The sequence below is a fragment of the Kordia jejudonensis genome (genome assembly GCF_001005315.1).
In the GTDB taxonomy this organism is placed as follows: domain Bacteria; phylum Bacteroidota; class Bacteroidia; order Flavobacteriales; family Flavobacteriaceae; genus Kordia; species Kordia jejudonensis.
Genome location: NZ_LBMG01000007.1, coordinates 20,581 through 42,456 on the forward strand (window position 1 = coordinate 20,581; position 21,876 = coordinate 42,456).

At 34.6% G+C, this 21,876-nt stretch carries 14 protein-coding genes; 13 read left to right on the forward strand and 1 reads right to left on the reverse strand.

The window, feature by feature from the left end:
• Positions 1 to 68: 68 nt before the first annotated feature.
• The 13 genes from AA089_RS05205 to AA089_RS05265 all read left to right on the forward strand — a co-directional run bounded on the left by AA089_RS05205 (position 69) and on the right by AA089_RS05265 (position 21,070).
• A complete protein-coding gene (locus AA089_RS05205) occupies positions 69 to 371 on the forward strand; it encodes a PAAR domain-containing protein (protein WP_046755876.1) in 303 nt (100 codons plus the stop codon).
• A complete protein-coding gene (locus AA089_RS05210) occupies positions 364 to 792 on the forward strand; it encodes a GPW/gp25 family protein (RefSeq protein WP_053002205.1) in 429 nt (142 codons plus the stop codon). The genes AA089_RS05205 and AA089_RS05210 overlap by 8 nt, the downstream gene beginning before the upstream one ends.
• Positions 793 to 4,971: a hypothetical protein gene (locus AA089_RS05215; protein WP_046755877.1), complete on the forward strand. Its 4,179-nt coding sequence runs from the start codon at positions 793 to 795 to the stop codon at positions 4,969 to 4,971. It abuts the gene before it with no gap.
• Complete coding sequence (locus AA089_RS05220) at positions 4,968 to 7,802, forward strand: hypothetical protein (protein ID WP_046755878.1); 2,835 nt, start codon at positions 4,968 to 4,970, stop codon at positions 7,800 to 7,802. Before AA089_RS05215 ends, AA089_RS05220 begins: the two co-directional genes overlap by 4 nt.
• Complete coding sequence (locus AA089_RS05225) at positions 7,795 to 12,465, forward strand: contractile injection system tape measure protein (protein ID WP_046755879.1); 4,671 nt, start codon at positions 7,795 to 7,797, stop codon at positions 12,463 to 12,465. Before AA089_RS05220 ends, AA089_RS05225 begins: the two co-directional genes overlap by 8 nt.
• A gap of 137 nt (positions 12,466 to 12,602) precedes the next feature.
• Positions 12,603 to 14,858, forward strand: coding sequence for a DUF334 domain-containing protein (locus AA089_RS05230; RefSeq protein WP_046755880.1), 2,256 nt, complete (start codon positions 12,603 to 12,605; stop codon positions 14,856 to 14,858).
• A 5-nt stretch (positions 14,859 to 14,863) separates the two neighbouring features.
• On the forward strand, positions 14,864 to 15,727 hold the full coding sequence (locus AA089_RS05235) for a hypothetical protein (protein WP_046755881.1): 864 nt from the start codon (positions 14,864 to 14,866) through the stop codon (positions 15,725 to 15,727).
• 45 nt (positions 15,728 to 15,772) lie between these two features.
• Positions 15,773 to 16,693 carry a hypothetical protein gene (locus AA089_RS05240; protein WP_046755882.1) on the forward strand — a complete coding sequence of 307 codons (921 nt, stop codon included), beginning with the start codon at positions 15,773 to 15,775 and terminating at the stop codon, positions 16,691 to 16,693.
• A complete protein-coding gene (locus AA089_RS05245; protein ID WP_046755883.1) occupies positions 16,683 to 18,038 on the forward strand; it encodes an ATP-binding protein in 1,356 nt (451 codons plus the stop codon). The genes AA089_RS05240 and AA089_RS05245 overlap by 11 nt, the downstream gene beginning before the upstream one ends.
• A gap of 10 nt (positions 18,039 to 18,048) precedes the next feature.
• Positions 18,049 to 18,567 (forward strand): hypothetical protein, encoded by a 519-nt coding sequence (locus AA089_RS05250; protein ID WP_156168909.1) that lies wholly within the window; start codon positions 18,049 to 18,051, stop codon positions 18,565 to 18,567.
• 17 nt (positions 18,568 to 18,584) lie between these two features.
• A complete protein-coding gene (locus AA089_RS24170) occupies positions 18,585 to 19,349 on the forward strand; it encodes an eCIS core domain-containing protein (RefSeq protein WP_082113203.1) in 765 nt (254 codons plus the stop codon).
• A gap of 28 nt (positions 19,350 to 19,377) precedes the next feature.
• Positions 19,378 to 20,160 (forward strand): N-acetylmuramoyl-L-alanine amidase, encoded by a 783-nt coding sequence (locus AA089_RS05260; protein WP_046755885.1) that lies wholly within the window; start codon positions 19,378 to 19,380, stop codon positions 20,158 to 20,160.
• Between the two features lie 73 nt (positions 20,161 to 20,233).
• Positions 20,234 to 21,070 carry a DMT family transporter gene (locus AA089_RS05265; protein ID WP_156168910.1) on the forward strand — a complete coding sequence of 279 codons (837 nt, stop codon included), beginning with the start codon at positions 20,234 to 20,236 and terminating at the stop codon, positions 21,068 to 21,070.
• Positions 21,071 to 21,299: 229 nt separating this feature from the next.
• On the opposite strand, the gene AA089_RS05270 is transcribed toward AA089_RS05265, so the two are convergent.
• On the reverse strand, positions 21,300 to 21,875 hold the full coding sequence (locus AA089_RS05270) for a DUF2911 domain-containing protein (protein WP_046755886.1): 576 nt from the start codon (positions 21,873 to 21,875) through the stop codon (positions 21,300 to 21,302).
• Position 21,876 lies beyond the last annotated feature (1 nt).

The following is a 21,876-nucleotide window of genomic DNA, read 5'->3' on the forward strand; positions in this document are numbered from 1 at the left end:
TACTAAAACATAAAACTTGAATCATTCAATAATTGAATCATTCAATCTTTTAATTAAATAAAAAAACTATGCCACCAGCAGCACGATTAACCGATTTTCACGAATGTCCAATGCAAACGCCAGCAGTTCCAGCGCCAATTCCACATGTTGGCGGACCTATAGTTGGTCCTGGAGCACCTAATGTATTAATTGGCGGATTACCAGCCGCACGCGTTGGTGACATGCTTGTATGTGTAGGACCTCCAGATTCTATCGTAAAAGGTTCTGCAACCGTACAAATTGGCGGAATGCCAGCCGCTCGAATAGGCGACTCAACCGCACATGGCGGATCAATAGTTTTAGGATGCTTTACAGTAATGATCGGTGGATAAGCAAGCAATCATACAAAAAGAGTTTCTAGGCTCAGGTTGGTCGTTTCCTGTAAAATTTTCATCAGGAAGCTACCAAGTACAGCTTACGAAATATGAAGAAAACATCAATGAAATGATCAATTTGATCATGCAAACGAACTTTAACGAACGTCCGTTTGAACCACAATTTGGAGCAGGATTGCAACGGTTTTTCTTCAAAGAAATGCGTCCAACATTAGAAGGAGAAATACGCGATGCTGTAAAATCGGCATTATTAGATAATGAACCTAGAATTAAAGTTTTAGATGTCACAGTTGAATTTAAAGATTTACAAACGGGACTGATTGAAATTACAATTCTTTACATATACAATAAAACAAATACAAGACACAATTATGTATACCCTTTTTACATAAAAGAAGGAACTAATTTAAAAAAGTAAATGAGTACCATAGACCAAAATAACGCAATGCTATCGCTTGAAAAAGCCTTAGTGCCAAAATCCAATCTGATTGACGGACGATCGGAAAAGGATCAGTTGCGCATGTTGGTCGACTTTGCAGCGTTGTTCAATTTTTATGAGCAAGACAATTCTATTCATGGAAATTGGTCGCCATTTCTATTAAAAGATCCTGTGTTTTTAGTGGCTTCTATTGCAAAAAGCACATTTCAAAAAACCTATACTTTATTCATCAATACTTGCATTCAAGTACAATTACTACTTGCTAAAATAGCCAAAGGTGATGACGTGGAAGAAAGCGTACTTTCAACGACTTACAATCAACTATTTGAACAACTTACCAATATTTTTCAAACCATTCAAGATTGGACGGTATACATGAAAAATTCAACTTATACATACAATCTTAAAACGTATGTGATCAACAATGTAAAAAAAACGTACAGCTTGTTACTTTGGTCACTATTAGAGTTTCAAGAAGCATTGTCAAAACAGACAATCATTCCATTACTTCAACCTGTAAACACGACTGTTTTTGAAACGTATGATCAAAAAATTTGGAAAACCAGCAAAGGCGAAATGCCGTATTGGACCGTTTTAGGTCTGCCAACATTTCCTTGTGAAGATGATGCGACACAAAACTGTTTTTACATCTCAAAAATAACGCCTACAGCTGTTTTTGATGCGTTGCAATACACTGGCAAAAAAATATTTTCATTTTTCAGCAATTGTGTTTCGTATGCAGATACAGAATTGGAAACCATTAAAAAAGTACCTGGACATTTTCCCGATACTTTACTGCTTCGCACTTTTACGAGTTTGCTCAAAATTTATCAAGCACAACTCAATGGATTGACTACGAAGCATCTCAACTTTTACTATCAAGATATTTTACTACAAAAACCGAAAAATACAGTTGCAGATACCGTTTTTGTATGTTGCGAACTGACCAAAACAACCGACACGTATAGATTACAAAAAAATACAACATTTGCCGCAGGTGTAGATGCCAACAAACAACCAATTCTATTTCAAACTACCAACGCAACTTCACTAAATCCTGCCAAAATTGTCAACGCATATACCTTAACCGCAGGAGCAACGAATGCCGCAAACACACAACTCTATTTAGACAAATTACCACCTGTAAATGTAATTACCAAAGACGAATCAGGTGTTGTACAACAATGGAATACGTTTGGTTCGCAACAGACACCAAAAGGAACCATAAAAGACATGGGAATAGCATTTGCTTCGCCTATGTTACATCTCACGGAAGCGAAAACAAGAACTATTACCATTACGATGTCGCTTTCAAACGATTCGTATTCGGCTATCATACAAAACGATACCAATTTCTATTTGAGTACGGCAGCAACATGGTTTCAAATTCTTACGCCAAAGCGTACAATCAACATCAAAAATAATGCAGTTACCATAACAATTACTTTAGATGCAACCGATCCTGCAATTACAGCATTTATCGAAAATCCTGATGGATATTCTTCAGATTGGCCATTGTTTAAAATGTCGTTTTCAGCATACGAAACCAAAACGATTCCACCTGCAATTTCATCACTGACCATTAGTGTGGATGTTATAGCATTGCAAAATTTTCAATTGTATAATGATTTTGGAGCGATAGATGCAACAAAACCGTTTCAACCTTTGGGTCCAGCACCAAATGTGAACCAAAATTTCATGGTAGGAAGCAATGAAGTTTTTAGCAAACCTGTCACAGACATATCGTTAACACTTACGTGGAATCCGTTTCCAGCAGGTTTTGATTTTTCGACTTATTACGAGGAATACAACGATTATTTTAATGGAAAGTATACGAAAGTAATTGTAAATAATCCAGAAGAAAAAGAACTGTTCAAAGATTTTATGAAAACAGTGAATAGCTTGTTTCAGAAAATACTAAACAATCAAAAAGCAATGTACAATTCCATTCTTAAAAGTGCTATTGATGTAATAAAAAAACTCATAGATGATGAAATTGCTACGTTGAAAGCACTTATCAAAACTGATGTGAATGCTTTAGAACAAAAAATTAATTCAGATCATGCAATTATGCAATATCTCAAAAATGCAGTAAACGCACTTTTGCACGATTTAGAAAAAATAGCTGCGGATAGTATAAAGGATATCACAGCAAATGGCATTGTTGACACAACCAAAGTAACCAATGCGAAAAATACGGCTACAACCAAAATTACGAATACTAAAAATACTATAGTACAGAAAGTTGGAGCTTTTCAAACAACAGCTTTAGCGCAACTTCCTAAAACATCTATATTTAAGAAAATTGGAGGTGCAATTGGAGGACTTTTTAAGAAAGATGTAATGAGTTCTTTAATTTTTCAATATTCAAATTCGACATTTTTTGTAGATTTTACATGGTTGCAAAATGGTGTGTGGGAAGGTTTTAGTATGAAACGAAAGGATGACGAAATTTCCTCAACAGCCACTGAAAATTTATTTTTTCCGCTTGATGATACAAATACGATTATTCCAGCAACACGCACATTTGATTTTTCTGGTATTGAAGTCGCTAGCACGCAAATTGATCCAACATTGCAGCACACTCCTTTACTGTTAACAGATACAACGTCACTTGGTTTCTTGAAAATGCAGTTTGTTTCACCAAGTTACGGATTTGGTTTAGACATATATCCAAAAGTAGTTGGCGCTATTGCGTTGTATAATGGAAGGTTGATGATAAAACATCCTAAAAAACCATTAGTCAATCCGCCAAGTATTCCTTTTACGCCAATGGTAAGTAAAATTACAGGAAATTACAGCGCTTCCACTACGTATGATTTTTCAAAAAGTAACAATGCATATCCGTTAGAATGCTTTTATTACACACCATTTCAAAACTATAAAGTATACGATACCACCAATGGAATTTCGGCAAAAGATACCACAATAGGAAATTTACCAACACGCGATTCCGATGGAAACTGTGTTCCGTTAACTGCATTGCCATTGGTTCCAAATTTTACAGCCACAGGACAATTATTCCTAGAATTGTCAAATGTTATCGCGCCAGCGCAAATTTCATTCTATTTTGAATTGGCACGCACGTACACAGAACAAACATTTGATGAAAAAACAGTTACGTTTTCATACTTAAGCACAACAGGTTGGAAAGCGCTTTCCATCATTTCAGATAGCACAAATGAGTTTACCTGTGCTGGAATTATTACGGTAAATGTTCCAAGTGACATTGCTACAACACATGAAAATATGCCTGGCAATAATTGTTGGATTGCTATTGGCACTACAAATACTCCAGATAGTTTTGCAAAAACAACATTTTTAAAAACAAATGGAATTACGCTGAAAAGAAGTATCACCGCTTCGGATGTTTCCAAAACAGCACCACAACTTATTGCCAATGTAATTTCGAGTCCTGAAAAGGCAATTCCTGAAATTTCGGCAACTGTACAACCGTTTCCATCGTTTGGTGGAAAAGCAGCTGAGACGAATCAGCAAATGAACTCACGTGTCAGCAAACGCTTAAAAACGAAAGATCGGTTGGTCACTTCAGAAGATTATTTCAACATGATTCGGTTGGAATTTCCAGAAGTGTATTATTCAAAAACAAACCATGATGCAACGAAGAAAAAAGTGATGACATATCTCGTAAAACGAGTTTCCGACGCTACTGTTGCCAATGCTTTTGAACCGTTAATTAGTGAATGTTCCGAACTTGCTATTGAAACTTATATCCAAAACAGAGTCAATGCGTTTACAAACATTGCTGTGTCAAATTTTGAACTGAAATATGTAAAAATTAAAGCAACAATTACGGTAGATGCAAACTATGAAATTACAAGCGTAAGCAAAGAAATAAATGATGGAATCAATATTTTTCTGTCGCCTTGGATTACCAGCGCACAAGAACAAATTACGATTGATAAAGGATTGAATACCGCACAAATAGCTTCGTTTATCAACAGTTTTGATGCTGTCATAGAACTTAAGGATATTTCATTTCAAATTGGTTCAAAAGATTTTACCACGGGAACGATTCGATATGATGAAGATCCAACACCAAAATATGAATTTACACCAAAAAACAATGCTTTAATTGTTCCATCACTAAACAATTTAACCAAGAAAAGTAGCATTACATATGCTTATCATATATGAATGAAGAAAATCACATCGTAGACACGCAACTTCCTTTGACGCTAGACTTTAAGTCGCTCAAAGCAGCTGGACTTGCCTACATCCAAAAACACAGCACAACCGCTTGGACAAATTTGAATCCGAGCGATCCTGGTGTGACGATTTTGGAGCAATTGTGTTATGCTTTTACAGAACTTGGCTATTGTGGAAATTTCCCAATGAAGGATATTTTGACACAAAAAGATGGAACGCTTCAAGTAGAAAATCAATTTTACACACCAAAAGAGATTTTAACGACTTCGCCCATTACGATTCAAGATTATACAAAACTGGTTATTGATCAAATTTCGGCGGTAAAAAACATCCTATTTAAACCAGTTACAACCTCGTTTTCGTTTGTACAAGGCATGTATGAAGTGTATCTGTTATTAGATATAAATTACACAGACAATACCGTTGACGACAATCCTGAATTTGATACATTTTTCTTGCTAAATACGTATAGAAATGTAGGCGAAGTATTTGCCATGCCAACAACATTGGTTGAAAAAACATATACCATTACAGGAAATTTAGAGTTGCAATCGGGTTATCATTATCAAGATGTATTACCAGAAATTATGCAAAGCATCAATCAATATATTTTTCCTGATGTTACCCAAACAGGATACGATGTATTGCGCAAAGAAGGCACAAGTACAAATGCTATTTTTGAAGGTCCAATCTTAAAAAATGGCTGGATTCCTACGGAAAGTATTCAACCCAAAAGAGATGCCATTCAACCTTTTGAAATCACAAAATTGATTCACGATATAAACGGTGTACAATCGATTTCTAAAGTTACTTTTCTGTTAGATGGAAAAGAAATTGACACTGCTATCTGTGCTGAAAATGAAATCTTACGATTCGATTTTACACAATCTATCAAAAATACGCTACAACTAGCAGTACATTCTGATGGAAAACAACACAATTTTGATGTAAATGCTTCCGTATTAGAAGAATTTGGCAACATGCAACAACCAGCTTCCAAAGTACATACGGTAGCAGCTGTAGTAACTGAACCTTCACTTCCAACAGGAAAATTTAGAGATATTACCAACTATTACGCCATTCAAAATACATTTCCAGATTCATATAAAATTGGCACAAATGCCGTAAATAAAAATACGCCTGCCTACCAAGTAGCACAATCGCGTCAGTTAAAAGGTTATTTAAATATGTTTGATCAAATGTTGAGCAATCAATTTGCACAATTGGCAAACATTGACAAGTTATTTTCATTCAAAAATACAGCGACGGGAAATCCTGCTGATTTAGAAAATTACAACGCCACAAAAACAAAAGAAGAAAAAGAACAACCAAAATATCCAGCGCCATTTCAAGCTTTTTCTCCAACTTATTTTTACCAATCATTGTACGACAGTGTGCCAAATATTGAACCGCTTTTGCGCGATTATACAACGTTCAATTTTGGTCCTGTATTAGAAACAGAGCAAGAGTTGGCACAGAAAAAATGGACGCGTTATAAAGAAGATCCATACAACGGATACATGTACGGATTGTTGGTAGCTACCGAAGAAGACAACGTAAATTTGAAACGCCGAAACGATTTGCTCGATCACGTATTGGCACGTCATGGCGTATCTCCAGCAATTATTGACACCTTAATTTACGGCACCATATATTCGGGCGATGTATTGAAAGATCGTGTGATTATTAAAAGTGTATACCTTCAAAATTTTGCGCTTTTATCATACAATCGAGCAAAATCATACAATTATATTGGCGCACAAAAATTACATTCATATCACTTAACAATTACTGCGGAACTTATTGAGGAACTTACTCAAAAAGACACTTTAATACCGCCAAATGAACAGGAAGAAAAGCTCACAAAAGAAGAAAAACAAGCTGCACTTTTAGCATACGAAGCAAAAACTGCGTTGCAACAAATTTTAAAACATTCGTATGAAACCAATGGAATTTTTGACAGCGTTCGTTTTGATACTTCACAAAAACTAACATCGCAAGATGTTATCAATTACAATACTATTGAATTAGAAGCATCATTGCTTTTGACATTGCAACCTTACTATATCAATTTCATACAAGAAACTGCTTTATATCAAGAATTAACTCCAAAAAAACAGACTGAAATAGACACTGCTTTTTGGTTATACACACAGCGAAAAGGCTTCATTACGATAGAAACAAATCTGTTGTTACAATCTGCAAGTTTTAAAATATATATCAAAAAAGTAATTGATCCATTAGACGGAAGATACATGTATTATAGTAATACTACAATGTTATCCTATCACGATTTTATAACACAAACTTCAGCTTTTGACACTATGACTTCTGATGCTATAAACAGCTTGGTAAGCGATACTTCGAAGTGGGAAACTAGCTTTGAAGTTTCTACAGCAATAGCAAGTGACACTTTTGATAAATTAGGAAGTTCAGCATATACATATACGGTTCAAGTTTCATGGGAAAATGCATACACATGCTCTATTCACAATTCAATTTTTGACAATACACTGTTGTTCTTTTTTCCTGATTTTATTCCTGAAATGAAAACAACAGCTTGGCAAAATAGACTTTCGTATTTCATGGAAAGTCAGTTACCATTGCAAATATCGCAAGACACAAAACAACTATCAGAAGACACCTTAAAAAATTTAATTCCTAAGTATATCGATTGGTACAATGCAACCATTTATACTGCCAAAACAACCACTGAAACACAAGAAGAAGTAGCCGCAAAAAGAAAACAAGAAACAACTACAAGTACGGGACATTTGGTAGCGTACGTAGACACAATTTACACAGAAAACAATGCATAGTTCAGGAGCACATATCGTCACACGTTGTGAGTGGAATACCGCCTTTGATTCCAAAGACCTCGCTACTACATTGCAAACATATATTAGCAAATGGAGTACGTACAAAATGCAACGTATTATCAACAGTGTTTTTGATCGTTTTTGTCCAGAAGGGCAAACCATGAAGATTAAAAAATTGTCGCTTGATTTGGGCGCAATTACATATGAAAATATGGAACGAGAATTGCCAATTCGACTCAAAAGTGCTTTGTATGATGCCTTATTTGCCTTAATAATGTATCCAAAAAGTGGCGATCAAACGCTGGAAGTTGTCAATGCAAGTATGGCGCAATTGAGCATTATAAAAGCATTTTTACTAGAAGGAATGTTGCCTTGGAATTATCAAGAAAGTTACGGTTCAGCCAATCAAATTATGCGTTTACAACTGACAAATAATCGATTGGAAATCATTCAATTAATCCAAAAAATTGGTCAAAACGCAAACGTCCGAAAACGAATTGCATGGCAGTTTGATGAAAAAATTATCAAAAAAATAATCACTGGATTAGAACCAAATAATCATCAACAAATTATCAGTTTCTCGGAAGAATTTGTCAAAATTCAAGAAAAAGAAAATGTACTCAAAACAAGTACACAAGCCTTTAAGAAAAACTTATGGTTGTGGATTTTAAACTATTTGTTTGTCGACAGAGGAACTATTTTTAATAAAATCGCTTTTGTGCGAAGTACCATTACACAAATTGCCAATCATTTTAATATTTCATACGATATCTTGGTGGAACTTATTGAAGCTGCCATTAACAAAAACAAAAAGTATACAATTGTAAATACTGACTTTATCGCAATTTTAAGATTATTGTCAAACGAATTACATCACAAAGCATATACAGAAGTTAATACCTTACAACAGCAAGAAAATTTCTGGAGAAAAGTTGTTCGTTATTTTAATAACGCTTCCGCGAGAAGTACCTCAACTCAGAAAAATGAATTCAACGAATTGGTCATTAATTTATCAAAATTAGATGCAAAGCGTTTTCAAAAAATCATCATTAGTGTTGAACAAAAACCAACACATTGGGAAGCAATTCTAAAGGATTTAATTCCAGCAGCCATTGAAAATTTATTCATTGCCTTATCGCCTTCACAATCGAAAAATATATTGACACAAATTGAGTTTTTGACACAATTGCAAACAGAAATTAGCACAAAAATAGCACCTGTAAAACTATATACGCTGGGTATTGAGTTTTGTGTAAAACATCAAAATGCTTCTGTTTCCAAACATGACTTTTTAACCTTTGTCATTGAAAAAATTGCCAAAAAACAACAACAGTCAAAGTTTAGCATTTTACATCAATTAATTGGAACGGCAATTACGAGTACAACGACTCAGAAAACCGTATTTATTCCTTTATTCAATGAATTGAAAAGTTTATTTCAGCAAGAAATTGTATCTGCAACTGTTACAACTACTGAAAAACTAGATACCATTATAGAAGACTATATAGAAGCTATTACTACAGGACAAATTTCTACAAATGAAACACATACACTTGAACAAAAAATAATACAGTGGATTGGTATTGCACCAAAAGATTTTTGGAATATTGCTACTAAAGCTCCAAAAAATGTACTTGTAACCAAACATATTAGCGCATTAATTGCTTCCTACGGAACACAACGTTTCATAACAAAAGTACAGCCAACTATTGCTTCATTTGTACAACAATTGCAACGCATACTTTCAGATGTTAGTTCCAAAAATCCAAAACAGGCAGCAACAATTCGTGTTATCAAACATGTATTGTTTGAAATCAGTTTTGCCATACTTTGGAAAGAAAACATACAACAGATCGATCGCTTTTTTGTAAAGTTGCTAGTGTACATTCAACGAGAAAAAGCTGTGCAACATACCACAGATGTACAAGAAGTAATTCAATTATTGCTACAGCATCCAAACATGAGAACCATTGGTTTTTCATCACAGGAATTAGTGACAATTCAGCAACAATTTCACACACTTTCTAAAAAAACTATTCTAACAAGAATCCTCGAAGCGACGCAAGAGATAAATCAGCAAGAAAAAGTAGCCGAATTAGTAACTGAAGTTGTCCGTTCTAAGAAAATATATCATGCGACCTATCAAAAACATACAGATGTAATTGTTTCGTATTTGCTTCCTAATGGAATGAAGATCCGCAAAGAACTTTTGGCTACTTATATCGCAAAAATCACCAAAGCAAACCCAAATTTTAGCAACATTAAGATAGAAAAAACGCTCAATGATTGTTTTTGGCAAACATTGCTATTGTATGTTTCATACCGAGGAAATGCACAAAAATTCCATAAGCTATTTGAAGAAACTATTGCGAATACTTTTCCTGAAATACAGATTGGCAGAAATGTGTTTCGTTCTAGTGAAAAAGTTCAAAAAGAAGCCGCAACAACCACGCTAGTAGCGCGTGCAGAAGTTGCTAAAAACGCCAAAAGACAAGAAAACTTCGCGTCAAAACTAACATTAAAAACTATTGAAGAAGCGATTCAGCAACAAAAATCAGCTGAAACAATTGCTGAATTAGTTGCTGAAATAATTCAAACAAAAAATATACAATTTTCAGATTACCAAACACATACGAAAACAATTATTGCGTATTTACTTTCTAATGGAGTTCACTTGCGTACAGAATTAGTTGCTACGTTTTTAACAAAAATTACAAAAGAAATACCAAATCTGAGTCCTGCTGAAATACGTCAAATTTTAGAAATTAATTTCTGGAAAACCTTAGTTTCGTACACTATACACAAAGGTAAGGAACAACGATTTAGAACACTGTTTGAAACCAATGTAACGAATGCATTTTCAATATATAAAGCGGCTTCAGTACAACTAGTTCATGAAACAAAAGCTCATGATATTGCATTAACAATTCCTATAAAAGTAACAACTACGGTACTTTTTGAGACGATTCAGCAAGCAATGCAAAACGCAACTACAACAGTTATTATTGGTAAAAAAACCTATACGTTTTCGGAAGCATTTGTACTTGGTTTGGAAACATCTCCAGCATTCATAAGACGTAGTATTCAGCAAACTGTACATACCAAAAAACAACGTGTACAATTGCAAAACGCCATCTCTTTTGAAGCATTTATTGTGTTAATTCCGAAAGGTTTATCCAACTCAGCAATAGTAATGTACAAGTCATTTCATATGCTATTTGTCATTGCAAAACACTTTGGAAATGCTCAAATTACAGCAATATTAGAAACGCTATTTTGGAAAGAAACTATTGCAAGTATTCAAACAAAAATACCAACGCAACAACAACTTAAAGCGTTAATAAAAATCACGTTTGATGAACTTTCAAATATAGAAACGTTAGACCTTTTAACCATTGTAAAATATATACAACGCAATCGATTGGCAATTCCGAAGGTATTAAAAACGGCATTGATTTCGCATCATACTATTTTTGAAGCAATCGCTGCAACAAATCGTAACGTATCGCTTTCTAAAGCAATTGAAACATGTGTAGCACATAAAAAAATTGATGTATTGAGCACACATCTCATTACACAATTTACCATTCCTGCATGGTTTCAACATACAGCATCGTACACGTATGAAAATATACTAAATACTTTACTTGCGGAACAACCTTTAGTGATGTTAAGCTCCATTCGAAGCAGTAAAGTTTCCGACATACAACTTACAAAGTTGTCGCAAACAATTCAGTTTTCGACATTAATTAACACGTTAATAAAATTATATCCTGTACAACGAAAACGACTCTTAGATATTCAAAAACTATATGAAAGTATGGCAATGATTTCTACCGCAGGAATTGCTACCAAAGAATTGCAAGACATACTCAGTAAAAAAGTATGGAAAGCGTGGCAAACGTCCAATTGGTCATTGTTAACACAAACCAACATTTGGAACGAACTCGTATGGGAAACCTGTGGCAAGAAAAACATGCACACACGTGACTTTGTAAAAGCCATTCAAAGTATCAAAACAAGTTTGCCAAACGCATTACAAGTAACATTTACAAGCTTATTTCCTGACAAGAAAAAAGCAGTACAAATAACAAGCGTAACAGAAACTAAAACCCTAAAACAAGTATCAATGCAAACACAAAATACATCACTTCCTGAAGAAGGTATTTACATTCCAAATGCAGGATTGGTATTGCTCAACAATTACTTTTTAATGCTCATGGATCGTTTGGGAATTATTGAAAACAATGAATTTAAAACCGAGGAAGATCAAGAAAATGCAGTGCATTATTTCCAATATATCGTCACTGGATTAACGGAAACTGAAGAAGCATTATTGGTCTTAAATAAAATTCTAGCTGGACTTTCGCCAACTACGCCTGTAAAAAGTGCGATAGAAATGACAAGCGATCAAAAAGAATTGATTGATGGTTTAATACAAGCAGCAATTGGGTATTGGCCAGAAATCGGAAATACTTCTGTTGATGGATTCCGAGGAAATTGGTTGGTTCGTGAAGGAGTTTTGCGAGAAACCGAAGAACGTTGGGAACTTACTGTAGAAAAAAGAGCGTACGATATTTTAATGATAAAAGCACCTTTTTCATTTTCAATTATAAAATTACCGTGGATGCCAAAACCACTTCATGTTACTTGGCCATTTTAAAAAAACGAACAACCATGAAAAAATATAGAAGTACACCAAAAATAGATAGTAGTTAGCTCAATATTAAAGAGTAAACAGAAAATTTAAATAACCACAAAAAGGTTAAAAATTATTAATAAACCAAAAAATAAAAATTTATGAGTTCTTACAATGACAATCTACATTCAAGTGTTGTTACCTCATTAAACACACAGGAATTAGAATTACAAAAAGTAAAATCGAAACAAGACGCGTCTATGTTTTCACTTTACTATGCACAAGGTGCACGAATTACAGCTTCTGAAAAATTGGAAGTAACGACGGAAAAATATGATTACCAACAAAAAGTAAACGGACAAGCCACGGTTGACAGTGACATTTCGACCAATGTATTAGCTTCGGCTAAAAACACAAAAACGTATGCGGACAAATCGGTTACCAACACATCTGTTGCCGCAGCAAATGTGCAAATTGCTACAAATGCAATTGTAAAACTGAGCAGTGATACTGGAAGTATTTTAAGTATTGTGAGCGCAGGCGATTACGGTACAGAAATTTACGAACAGGCAAAAAATGCTGCCATTTTAATGGATAATACTGCATATGTAGCCGAAGTTGCTTCACAAAAAAGTATGGAAGCTTCTGCGAGTATTTCGGAAGTCAGCACAAAAACGTTGTTAGATAAAGCCACCATAACCGACACTTCAATTAAGGATTTATTGAAAGTTGTTTCTGGACAATTAGAAGCTACCAACGATTTGGTACAAACAGAAACAAATGAAGTTTCCACTACTGGAATTGCAGAGAAAAAAGCGGAAGGACAATTAGAAGATATCAGGATTTCTTACAGAGCAACACAAAACGCATATCGATTGAGTAATGCGCAGCTCAACCTAAATTTAACGGTCCTTCCAGCATTAGACCATCAAAAGTTTACAGCAACGTTTGATATTTACGAAAATCCATTTTTCTCTAACATCACTATAGACGGTAATACTGAAAATACACCGCCGAATCCAGTAGAAAATTACTATGTTATGTTAGTAAAAGAAAGTAAAAAGCAAACTTTCTCTATCAACATAGCGGAAAATATCATTACTAACAATGAAAAATCGTATATAGAAATTTCGCCTTCGGATGCAGTAAACGGAAAAATTTCATCACTGATATATACGGCTGATCCAAACAACGATTCGGATGATATTACTATAAAAGTGTTGCATGATAGTGACGGAAACAAATTAAAACTGGGAGACGAATATGTCATTTTTGTGTTAACGGTATTTACCACAGTATACAAAAAATCAATCAATACGTTTGATGATTATTTATCGGCTCCATCAGCTATGTTTAGCATGGCACATAATTTGCTGGCTCCTAATTATCAAGATATTACTGTAATTCCTGCAGATAGTGCTCCACAAACTCTTGGTTTTCCTATTTTGCAGAAAACAAGTTTCTCATTTGATTTTAATAGTCCAAAAATTACCAGTATTACTCCAGAATACCGTTGTATATTTTTACCTGACAATTCTGAGCTTATTGACGGGTTAATGACTGCTAAAGATCTGTTTCGTCAGCAATTAATAATTGAAAATGAAGAATTAATCGCTGCTTACAAACATGAAATCAAGGATTTAGAAAAAAGAATTGAATTCTTAAAAGGTAAAAAAGCTAATGCTGACAGTTCCGCAAAAGATACAAAGAGCGTCAATGTTTCTGCTATTGAAACACAGATTGAAGAAAGTCAGTCGCGTATTACCACATTGGAAGGGTATCTTACTTCTATACAATCAAATCTTAGTGGAGAAGAAAGTGAAAAAATAAAGCCTGGATTCTTTTTTAACAAAACAATTGCAGCACAAATTCCTGCGGGAAGCTACACAAAAGGTACGGTAGAATCGCTTGATCCCATTGCGTATTTTTCCAAAAAATATCCGACAGAAATGAAAGATTTACAGGATAATGAGTTAAAAAAACTCCAAGATTCTATTAAAAAACTTACGAAAGATTTTCTGAAAGGTAAGTCGATTATAAAGCTTTACAGTGATTTTCTAAAAGTATTAAAAGATTCTATAAAAGTAGAAAGGAAAGTGAATTCGCTAATCAAAAGTGATGCGTTTCAACAAGAGTTTAATAAAATGATTCTTGGGTATGAGGCATTTTATGTAAGCATGGAATTGAAGCCAGAAACTACCGATAATTTTGGAAATAGGTTAATTGCCAACAACTTGTATATTCCTGCTGTATTGGTTGTAAGTGATGCTTCAGAAACCACTCAAGCTATGTTTACCAATGCATTATCATTATTTAGTAGTACTGCAAATTTCACCTATCATACTGAAAATCAAAAAAACTCTTACCAAGCAGTAAATGAGTTAGTAGCAAACCAAGATCAAAAATCTAAAAAATAGAACCCATGAATATAGAAACATTATATCAACAATCGCTTAATACACGTTACGGTGTAACTGAAAAGAAAAAGCAAGAACTCGATCGTTTAACGCAAGAAGTGCTCAATGCAAATGGCTCTGTACAAGAATATCAAGCCATTGTAGATTCGTTAACTGAAAAATTAACAAAATTACAAGGACAACTTGCTTCTGCGCAAGCGAATAAAGAGCAAGCATTGAACAATAAAAATTCGGTTGATACAGTTATTGACAACGCCAAAAACTTAATGCAAAACTCTAAAATTGTCATCGCTGAAATTTCAAATGCAAACGGTGATATTAAAGATACTGCCAAGCAGGTCAACTCATTAATCAACAAGCTTATCTATGCTGCTGAAATTGTAAATAAATTGGCAAACTTGATCATTCGTAAAAAAGCAACAAATCCGTTAATTTCTAATGAATTAATCACATTGGTCACACAATCACAAACGGACGCAAACAATGCAGTAGCATTAACGTTAGTGGCATTAGAATCTGTATTTACTTCACAAGCAACAACCTTAGAATCTACAGCAGCAGCTGAGTTGGAAGATGAACAAGTGAATCGTTTGTACAATTTACTGGTTTACGGAGATATGGAACTCGCACAAGCGACAAACACGGATGATTCTTCAATAGCAACACAAATAAATAATGATTCTATCAAAAGCTATTTGTACGAAGCTTACACAATTACCTCAGCCATGTATGAAGATGTTTTGACTGCTGTAAACGATACGACAAGTCAGCTAAACAATGCCAAAGCATCATTGAGCAAAGCACAAGTAAAATTAGCTTCGTTACAATCTGGACTTGCGGCGGCAAATGCAGCGGCACTAGCATCGTAAAATTCTGTATCTTAGAGCTATAAATCATCTTAAAACCTATAAAACATGGATCACATATCTAAAAAATTCTATAAAAGTTTTTATAACAGAACCAATGGTTTTATTCCAGCAAAACCGTTTAGTCAGTATATGTATCCAGGTGATTTTTTTCAAATTCAAAATGGAGAAATCATTGTTTTAGGTAATATTTTTAGAAATTCCATTATCAATGTCGAAGATGTCGTATTTGATAATGGAATACAACTCAATCCTGCCAGTTGGAACTTTAACGAAGGTGTCTCAAAAACCTATTCGGGTCGAGACAACGGACACAACGATATTGAAGGCAGTTTTGAATACAGCAAACAACTACTCACATTTGACGGATTTGGAAGTTTCTATTTTAAAGCGGAAACTCCCGAATCCGTGAAATTTGCAAATTGGAGTGACTTTCAACAAGAACTCATCATCAAAATGACGCAAGTAATGTACTCTTTTAGAGAAGTGTACATTGTTACAGAAACTGCGACAGCCGAAAACTGGACATTAGCCATTGCAGGCTCAGACAAAGCCGAATTGGAAATTGCTAAAACATCTGAAAACTTTGGATTGGTTGATATTTTCGGACATACCGATTCAAAAACCATTCAAGCAAGAGACATTGAAGTACATCTAAGAGAAGACAAAAAGAAACCTAATTTTTTCAAAGGGAAAAAACTCATTGTCCAACCACAAAAATTAGAAACATTTATCAGTCAACTAATAACTGACAGAACGCAAATTGCTCCTTGGGCAGCTACTTTTTATGACTACGATTTTTATCATGATACCACGTTTCCGCCACCTGTAACGCAAAATGCACAAGCTTCTATACTAGACATGTTGCAAGCAAATCAACTCAATCCTAATACAGCATTGCAATACTTTTCTTGGACAAATACAAATCTGGATGATGTAGAAAAACTATTTGCAAACTATGGAAACTAATAACTTTATTCTTTCGATCCATCGTGAAATAAATTGGTTGCAAGATGTTATCAATGCAGTCATTAGTAGCTATTTGCAACATGAAGGCGCAGATACACATTGGACAGATTTAGAAATTCCTGAAATTGAAGACGAAAATACGCCGTTTACAAACACCATACGAGATTTGAACCTTAATACAATTGAACGACTTGCGCTCATATTGGCAATTACGCCACACATTCGCCCTGAAACACTAGATATTTTCTTTGGTCAAAATAAAATATACAATCGTGGTTTTACCGAATTTGGCGGTGTCATCGATAAAGGTCACAGTGGTTTTTTGCCCACAGGACAAACCTTACTATTCTTAGTAACTGCTTTAGATCCTGAGCAATACACACCAGTAATTTCAATTTTTGACAACAATCATATATTTCAACAAGAACAAGTTATAAGCTTAGAAAATACCGAAGACTACTTACCAAAACACAACGGAATACTCAATATCAATTACAGATGGTTGCAATATTTCATCACAGGGGAAATGCCAGCATTGCAACACAGTATTACATTTCCTGCTCAAAAAATAACAACCAATTTAGATTGGGAAGATGTCGTGCTAAATCCAAATGTCATGGATCAAATTGTAGAATTGCAAAGATGGTTGACACATAAAGATACGCTTCTGCAAGATTGGGGATTGTCCAAACGACTAAAACCTGGTTACAGAGCCATATTTTATGGTCCGCCCGGTACTGGAAAAACTTTAACGGTTTCCCTGTTGGGGAAAAGTCTCGGAATGGACGTGTACCGTGTAGATCTGTCCATGATTATTTCAAAATACATTGGAGAAACCGAAAAAAACCTATCGAGAATATTTGACAGTGCAGCGCACCAAAACTGGATTCTATTTTTTGATGAAGCAGATGCGCTTTTTGGAAAACGTACGCAAGCAAATTCTTCAAATGACAGACATGCCAATCAGCAAACGGCCTACTTATTACAACGCATAGAAGATTTCCCAGGATTCATCATTCTGGCTTCAAACCTAAGAGGAAATATGGATGAAGCGTTTTCGAGAAGATTTCAATCCATCATTGGCTTCAATATGCCGTCTGTAGATGAACGTGTCAGACTTTGGGAAAAAGCATTTTCAGATACGTGCACGCTCTCACCAGAAATTGATATCTATCAAATTGCAGAAAATTATGAACTCGCTGGTGGCGCCATCATCAATGTACTTCGCTATTGCGCATTAGCGGCGATTCAACGAAATGATACTGTTGTACAAAAACAGGAACTCCTTCATGGCATCCGAAGAGAATTCAAAAAACTAAACAAAACCATGTCAATATTGCAATAACACGATGAATATGCAACAACACATACAAACTGGAGAATTCTCACGAATATTAGTGATGAGTTCTTGGAGTGATGACATTCCTGAAATGACACGGAATATCATAGTTGCCGACGCGCTCAATCATTGTGTAGAAAGTGAAGAATTGCTTGTCATGGGCTATTTAATAAAAAATCAATGTGTCTTTTTAATTGGTTTTAGTAGAAGTGTAAGTATAGAAGAAACACTGAATAATTTTTTCCGTCAAGTTGCCTATGAAATTGAAGAATATTACCAGCGAAAAAACAACTACAACTCCTATAAAGTTGACAATGTTAAAAAAATAGCTTCTTACGCATATGTTTTTAAGCAATATCCGTTTACGGACGATTACATTCGAAAAATCATCATGGGACAAACGATAAAAATGCCTTATTATGATCCACGTTTAGCACGATTGCAAGACTATTTGCGCTACGAAAATTTTTGTTCCGCGCTAGATTACGCTGGTGGAAAAAGTCCTGTATTAGTTACTATTAAACAAAAATATTAACATAATCTCTTAAAATTATGTATCAAAAAAAACAACAAAAAACTGTACAACCAAAAAGCGTTGCCAACCATATTGCTGACGAAAAAAATAGTGCAATGGCACTAAAAGATAATCGTGAGACATCAATCATACAACAGAAAAAAAACAATACAGGTTTACCAGATAACTTAAAATCGGGTATGGAAGGTATTTCCGGACATTCGTTGGATGATGTAAAAGTACATTACAACTCATCCAAACCTGCACAACTCAACGCGCACGCATATGCACAAGGCACAAATATTCATCTCGCTTCTGGACAAGAAAAGCATTTGCCACATGAAGCTTGGCATGTTGTACAACAAAAACAAGGTCGTGTAAAACCAACCATTAAAAAAAATGGTGTTGCTATAAATGACAATGTAGGTTTGGAAAAAGAAGCAGATGTGATGGGCGCAAAAGCATTGCAAAGAAAAGCAGTTTCAAACGAAACTACACAACTTCAAGAAGTAGCACAATTAGGAGATACACCTAAATTTAACAAAGGTAAAAAAAGTACGACCAAGAAAAAGAAACCGAAAGTAGAAAAAAGTCCTGAGGAAAAAGCAAGAATAGCATATAATAGAATGAGAAAAACACATGGAGGAGCAAAAGCACATGGTAAAAAACAAAGAGCTAGACCTAAAAAGAGGCGAGATAAATATGAAGAAGAAAGTTTTAATAAAGTGTTAGACAAATACAAAAAAGGGCCAGATCGTGGTCCAGGACCAGGTGGAGGAACTGGAGGAGGAATCGCTACTTAAAAAAGTTAACCATTAAAAACCAACCAATATGCAAGCAACCAGTATATCCAATCATGAAAGTGATTTTTTTGAAACAGGAAGAGATTCTCACGGAAAACAATTCAATTTAACAGAGATGTCGGTTCCCATTAAAGGAACAAATGAAGTATTGGAGTATGTAAATTGCAGATTGAAAAATAATGATACTTCCTTCTTCTTCCAAGAAAGAAATACCAAAACACAAATTGTAATTCACTTTACTGCTGGTTTTTTAAGAGGCGATGTTGCAGCATTATCCACACCAAATAATCATGTGTCGACTGCTTTTATCATTCCTAGAAACGGAAAAACGCTAAATATGTGGTCGTCTGCATATTGGTCGTATCATTTGGGAATTTCGCCAAAAGCTAATAATATCAAAGCTTCGCAACGAACGATTGCTATCGAAATTTCAAACATTGGTTACTTGATAAAAAAAGGAAATGAATTGGTTACCATTTACAACAATGGAAAAGATGATTATTGCACGTTGGATGAAGACTATTACTATACAAAATTAGATGCGCCATTTAGAGGACAAGAATATTATGCGACGTTTTCAGATAAACAGTATCATAGTTTAATTACGTTACTTCGCTATTTAACAGCACAATACGATATTCCAAGAACATTTTTACCCGAAAATAAAAGATATAATACATTACCTATTGATGAGTTATTTGATTTTAAAGGCATTACATCACATGTAAATTATAGACCTTCTGGAAAATGGGATATTGGTCCTGCATTTGATTGGGAAAGAGTCATCAAAGGTGTTACGAAAGGATTGTAATTTTTTAAAAGCAATCATTTATATTTTATGTTGAAATCCTGTACTTTTGCGTGAATTCTTAACGAAAAAATTCATGCTCAAAAAGGCAATTCAATTTATGATCATTAGCGCACTAGCGTTTGCTTTTTTGAATGCCATTGTGAAGTATTTAGGCGATTTTAATGCCTATCAAATTGTGTTTTTTAGATCGATTGGCACCTTGGTTTTTACGATTCCTTTTTTACTAAAACACAAAATTTCTATCTACGGAAATAAAAGAACCCTATTGGTATTACGCGGAATTTTCGGAGTCATATCCATGGCACTATTTTTTATGTCACTCAAATATTTACCGATGGGATCAGCAGTTTCACTCCGCTACATCTCTCCTATTTTTGCGGCTATTTTTGCTGTATTTCTTCTCAAAGAAAAAATTAAATATGTACAATGGTTATTTTTTGGCATTGCGTTTTGTGGCGTGTTAGTTTTGAAAGGATTTGACACACAAATTGGAACAATAGGATTGCTATTTGCCGTTATTTCTGCATTTTTTAGCGGTTTGGTTTTTATCACTATTCGAAAAATTGGTTCGAGCGATCATCCTGTTGTTGTTGTCAATTATTTTATGATGATTGCCGTATTGGTCGGAGGAATTTTGTGTATTCCGTATTGGAAAACGCCCCTAGGTTGGGAATGGGCATTATTGCTCAGTTTAGGAATTTTTGGCTACGTTGGTCAATTGTACATGACGAAAGCGTTGCAGCTTGCCGAAACCAATAAAGCCGCACCTTTAAAGTATATCGAAGTTATTTTTACCATGCTTATTGGACTCAGTTGGTTTAACGAATCGTATACACTGTGGAGTTTGCTTGGAATCCTTTTGATCGTTATCGGACTGACATTGAATACGTATACGAAGACTAAAAAGTAACCAAAAAAGCACTCACAATTTCTTGCAAGTGCTTTACGTTTAAATAGAACTCGTTTAAACTTTTTTAATTTGCTAAAAAATTGCTCTTTTCAGACCTGTTTTTACCTTATTTTCGTTCCGTAGCGCTGCTATGAAACTCAAAAAAGCTGTCAACAGAACTTAAAACTGCTAATTTTCGCCTAAATCCGAAAAGTTTAAACGAGTTCACTAAATAAAATAATTGAAATTATTATTTTAATGTTATCGGAAATTCAGCAACTGTTGTGTCCCATCCAATTTTTAAGTGTACTACATTTTTACTTTTTTCATACAAAACAACTGATAATTGCTCTATTTCTTTGTCACTTTTTTGTGTTGGTACCGTAATACTTGCTACGTCTTTTGAAGCGTCATACGAGTAATTTCCCCAACCGTCATTTTCCGAGTTAATTTTTAACGTCCAAGAATCTTTTTCAGGAATAATAATTACTGAATAACGACCTGCTTTTACGTTGGTATCGCCAACCATAACATCCGTCATAAATAATACTTCCGTAGATTCGTTAGCGCCTACTCTCCACGCTTTTCCAAATTTTAACAATCCGCCAAAAACGTCTCTTCCCTTTTTGAAAGGTCGTGCATAAATCACTCTAATTTTTGGCTCTAATGATTTCTTCTGATCATCCGTTTTTGCAAACGCTCTTTTAGCTGCATTTGATGGATAATGTGCTATATCTGTTGGACTTTTATCAACTTTAGGGAAATCTTGTGCATTTACGGTACTTACTGCTGCGAAAAACGCAAGCATCATAATGATTTTCTTCATG

Bases quoted from the DNA above. Each gene is read 5' to 3' on its own strand.
- AA089_RS05240 (WP_046755882.1), top strand. From the start codon at position 15,773: ATGGATCACATATCTAAAAAATTCTATAAAAGTTTTTATAACAGAACC.
- AA089_RS05215 (WP_046755877.1), top strand. From the start codon at position 793: ATGAGTACCATAGACCAAAATAACGCAATGCTATCGCTTGAAAAAGCC.
- AA089_RS05235 (WP_046755881.1), top strand. From the start codon at position 14,864: ATGAATATAGAAACATTATATCAACAATCGCTTAATACACGTTACGGT.
- AA089_RS05270 (WP_046755886.1), bottom strand. From the start codon at position 21,875: ATGAAGAAAATCATTATGATGCTTGCGTTTTTCGCAGCAGTAAGTACC.
- AA089_RS05205 (WP_046755876.1), top strand. From the start codon at position 69: ATGCCACCAGCAGCACGATTAACCGATTTTCACGAATGTCCAATGCAA.
- AA089_RS05220 (WP_046755878.1), top strand. From the start codon at position 4,968: ATGAATGAAGAAAATCACATCGTAGACACGCAACTTCCTTTGACGCTA.
- AA089_RS05250 (WP_156168909.1), top strand. From the start codon at position 18,049: ATGCAACAACACATACAAACTGGAGAATTCTCACGAATATTAGTGATG.
- AA089_RS05245 (WP_046755883.1), top strand. From the start codon at position 16,683: ATGGAAACTAATAACTTTATTCTTTCGATCCATCGTGAAATAAATTGG.
- AA089_RS05230 (WP_046755880.1), top strand. From the start codon at position 12,603: ATGAGTTCTTACAATGACAATCTACATTCAAGTGTTGTTACCTCATTA.
- AA089_RS05265 (WP_156168910.1), top strand. From the start codon at position 20,234: ATGCTCAAAAAGGCAATTCAATTTATGATCATTAGCGCACTAGCGTTT.
- AA089_RS05225 (WP_046755879.1), top strand. From the start codon at position 7,795: ATGCATAGTTCAGGAGCACATATCGTCACACGTTGTGAGTGGAATACC.
- AA089_RS24170 (WP_082113203.1), top strand. From the start codon at position 18,585: ATGTATCAAAAAAAACAACAAAAAACTGTACAACCAAAAAGCGTTGCC.
- AA089_RS05260 (WP_046755885.1), top strand. From the start codon at position 19,378: ATGCAAGCAACCAGTATATCCAATCATGAAAGTGATTTTTTTGAAACA.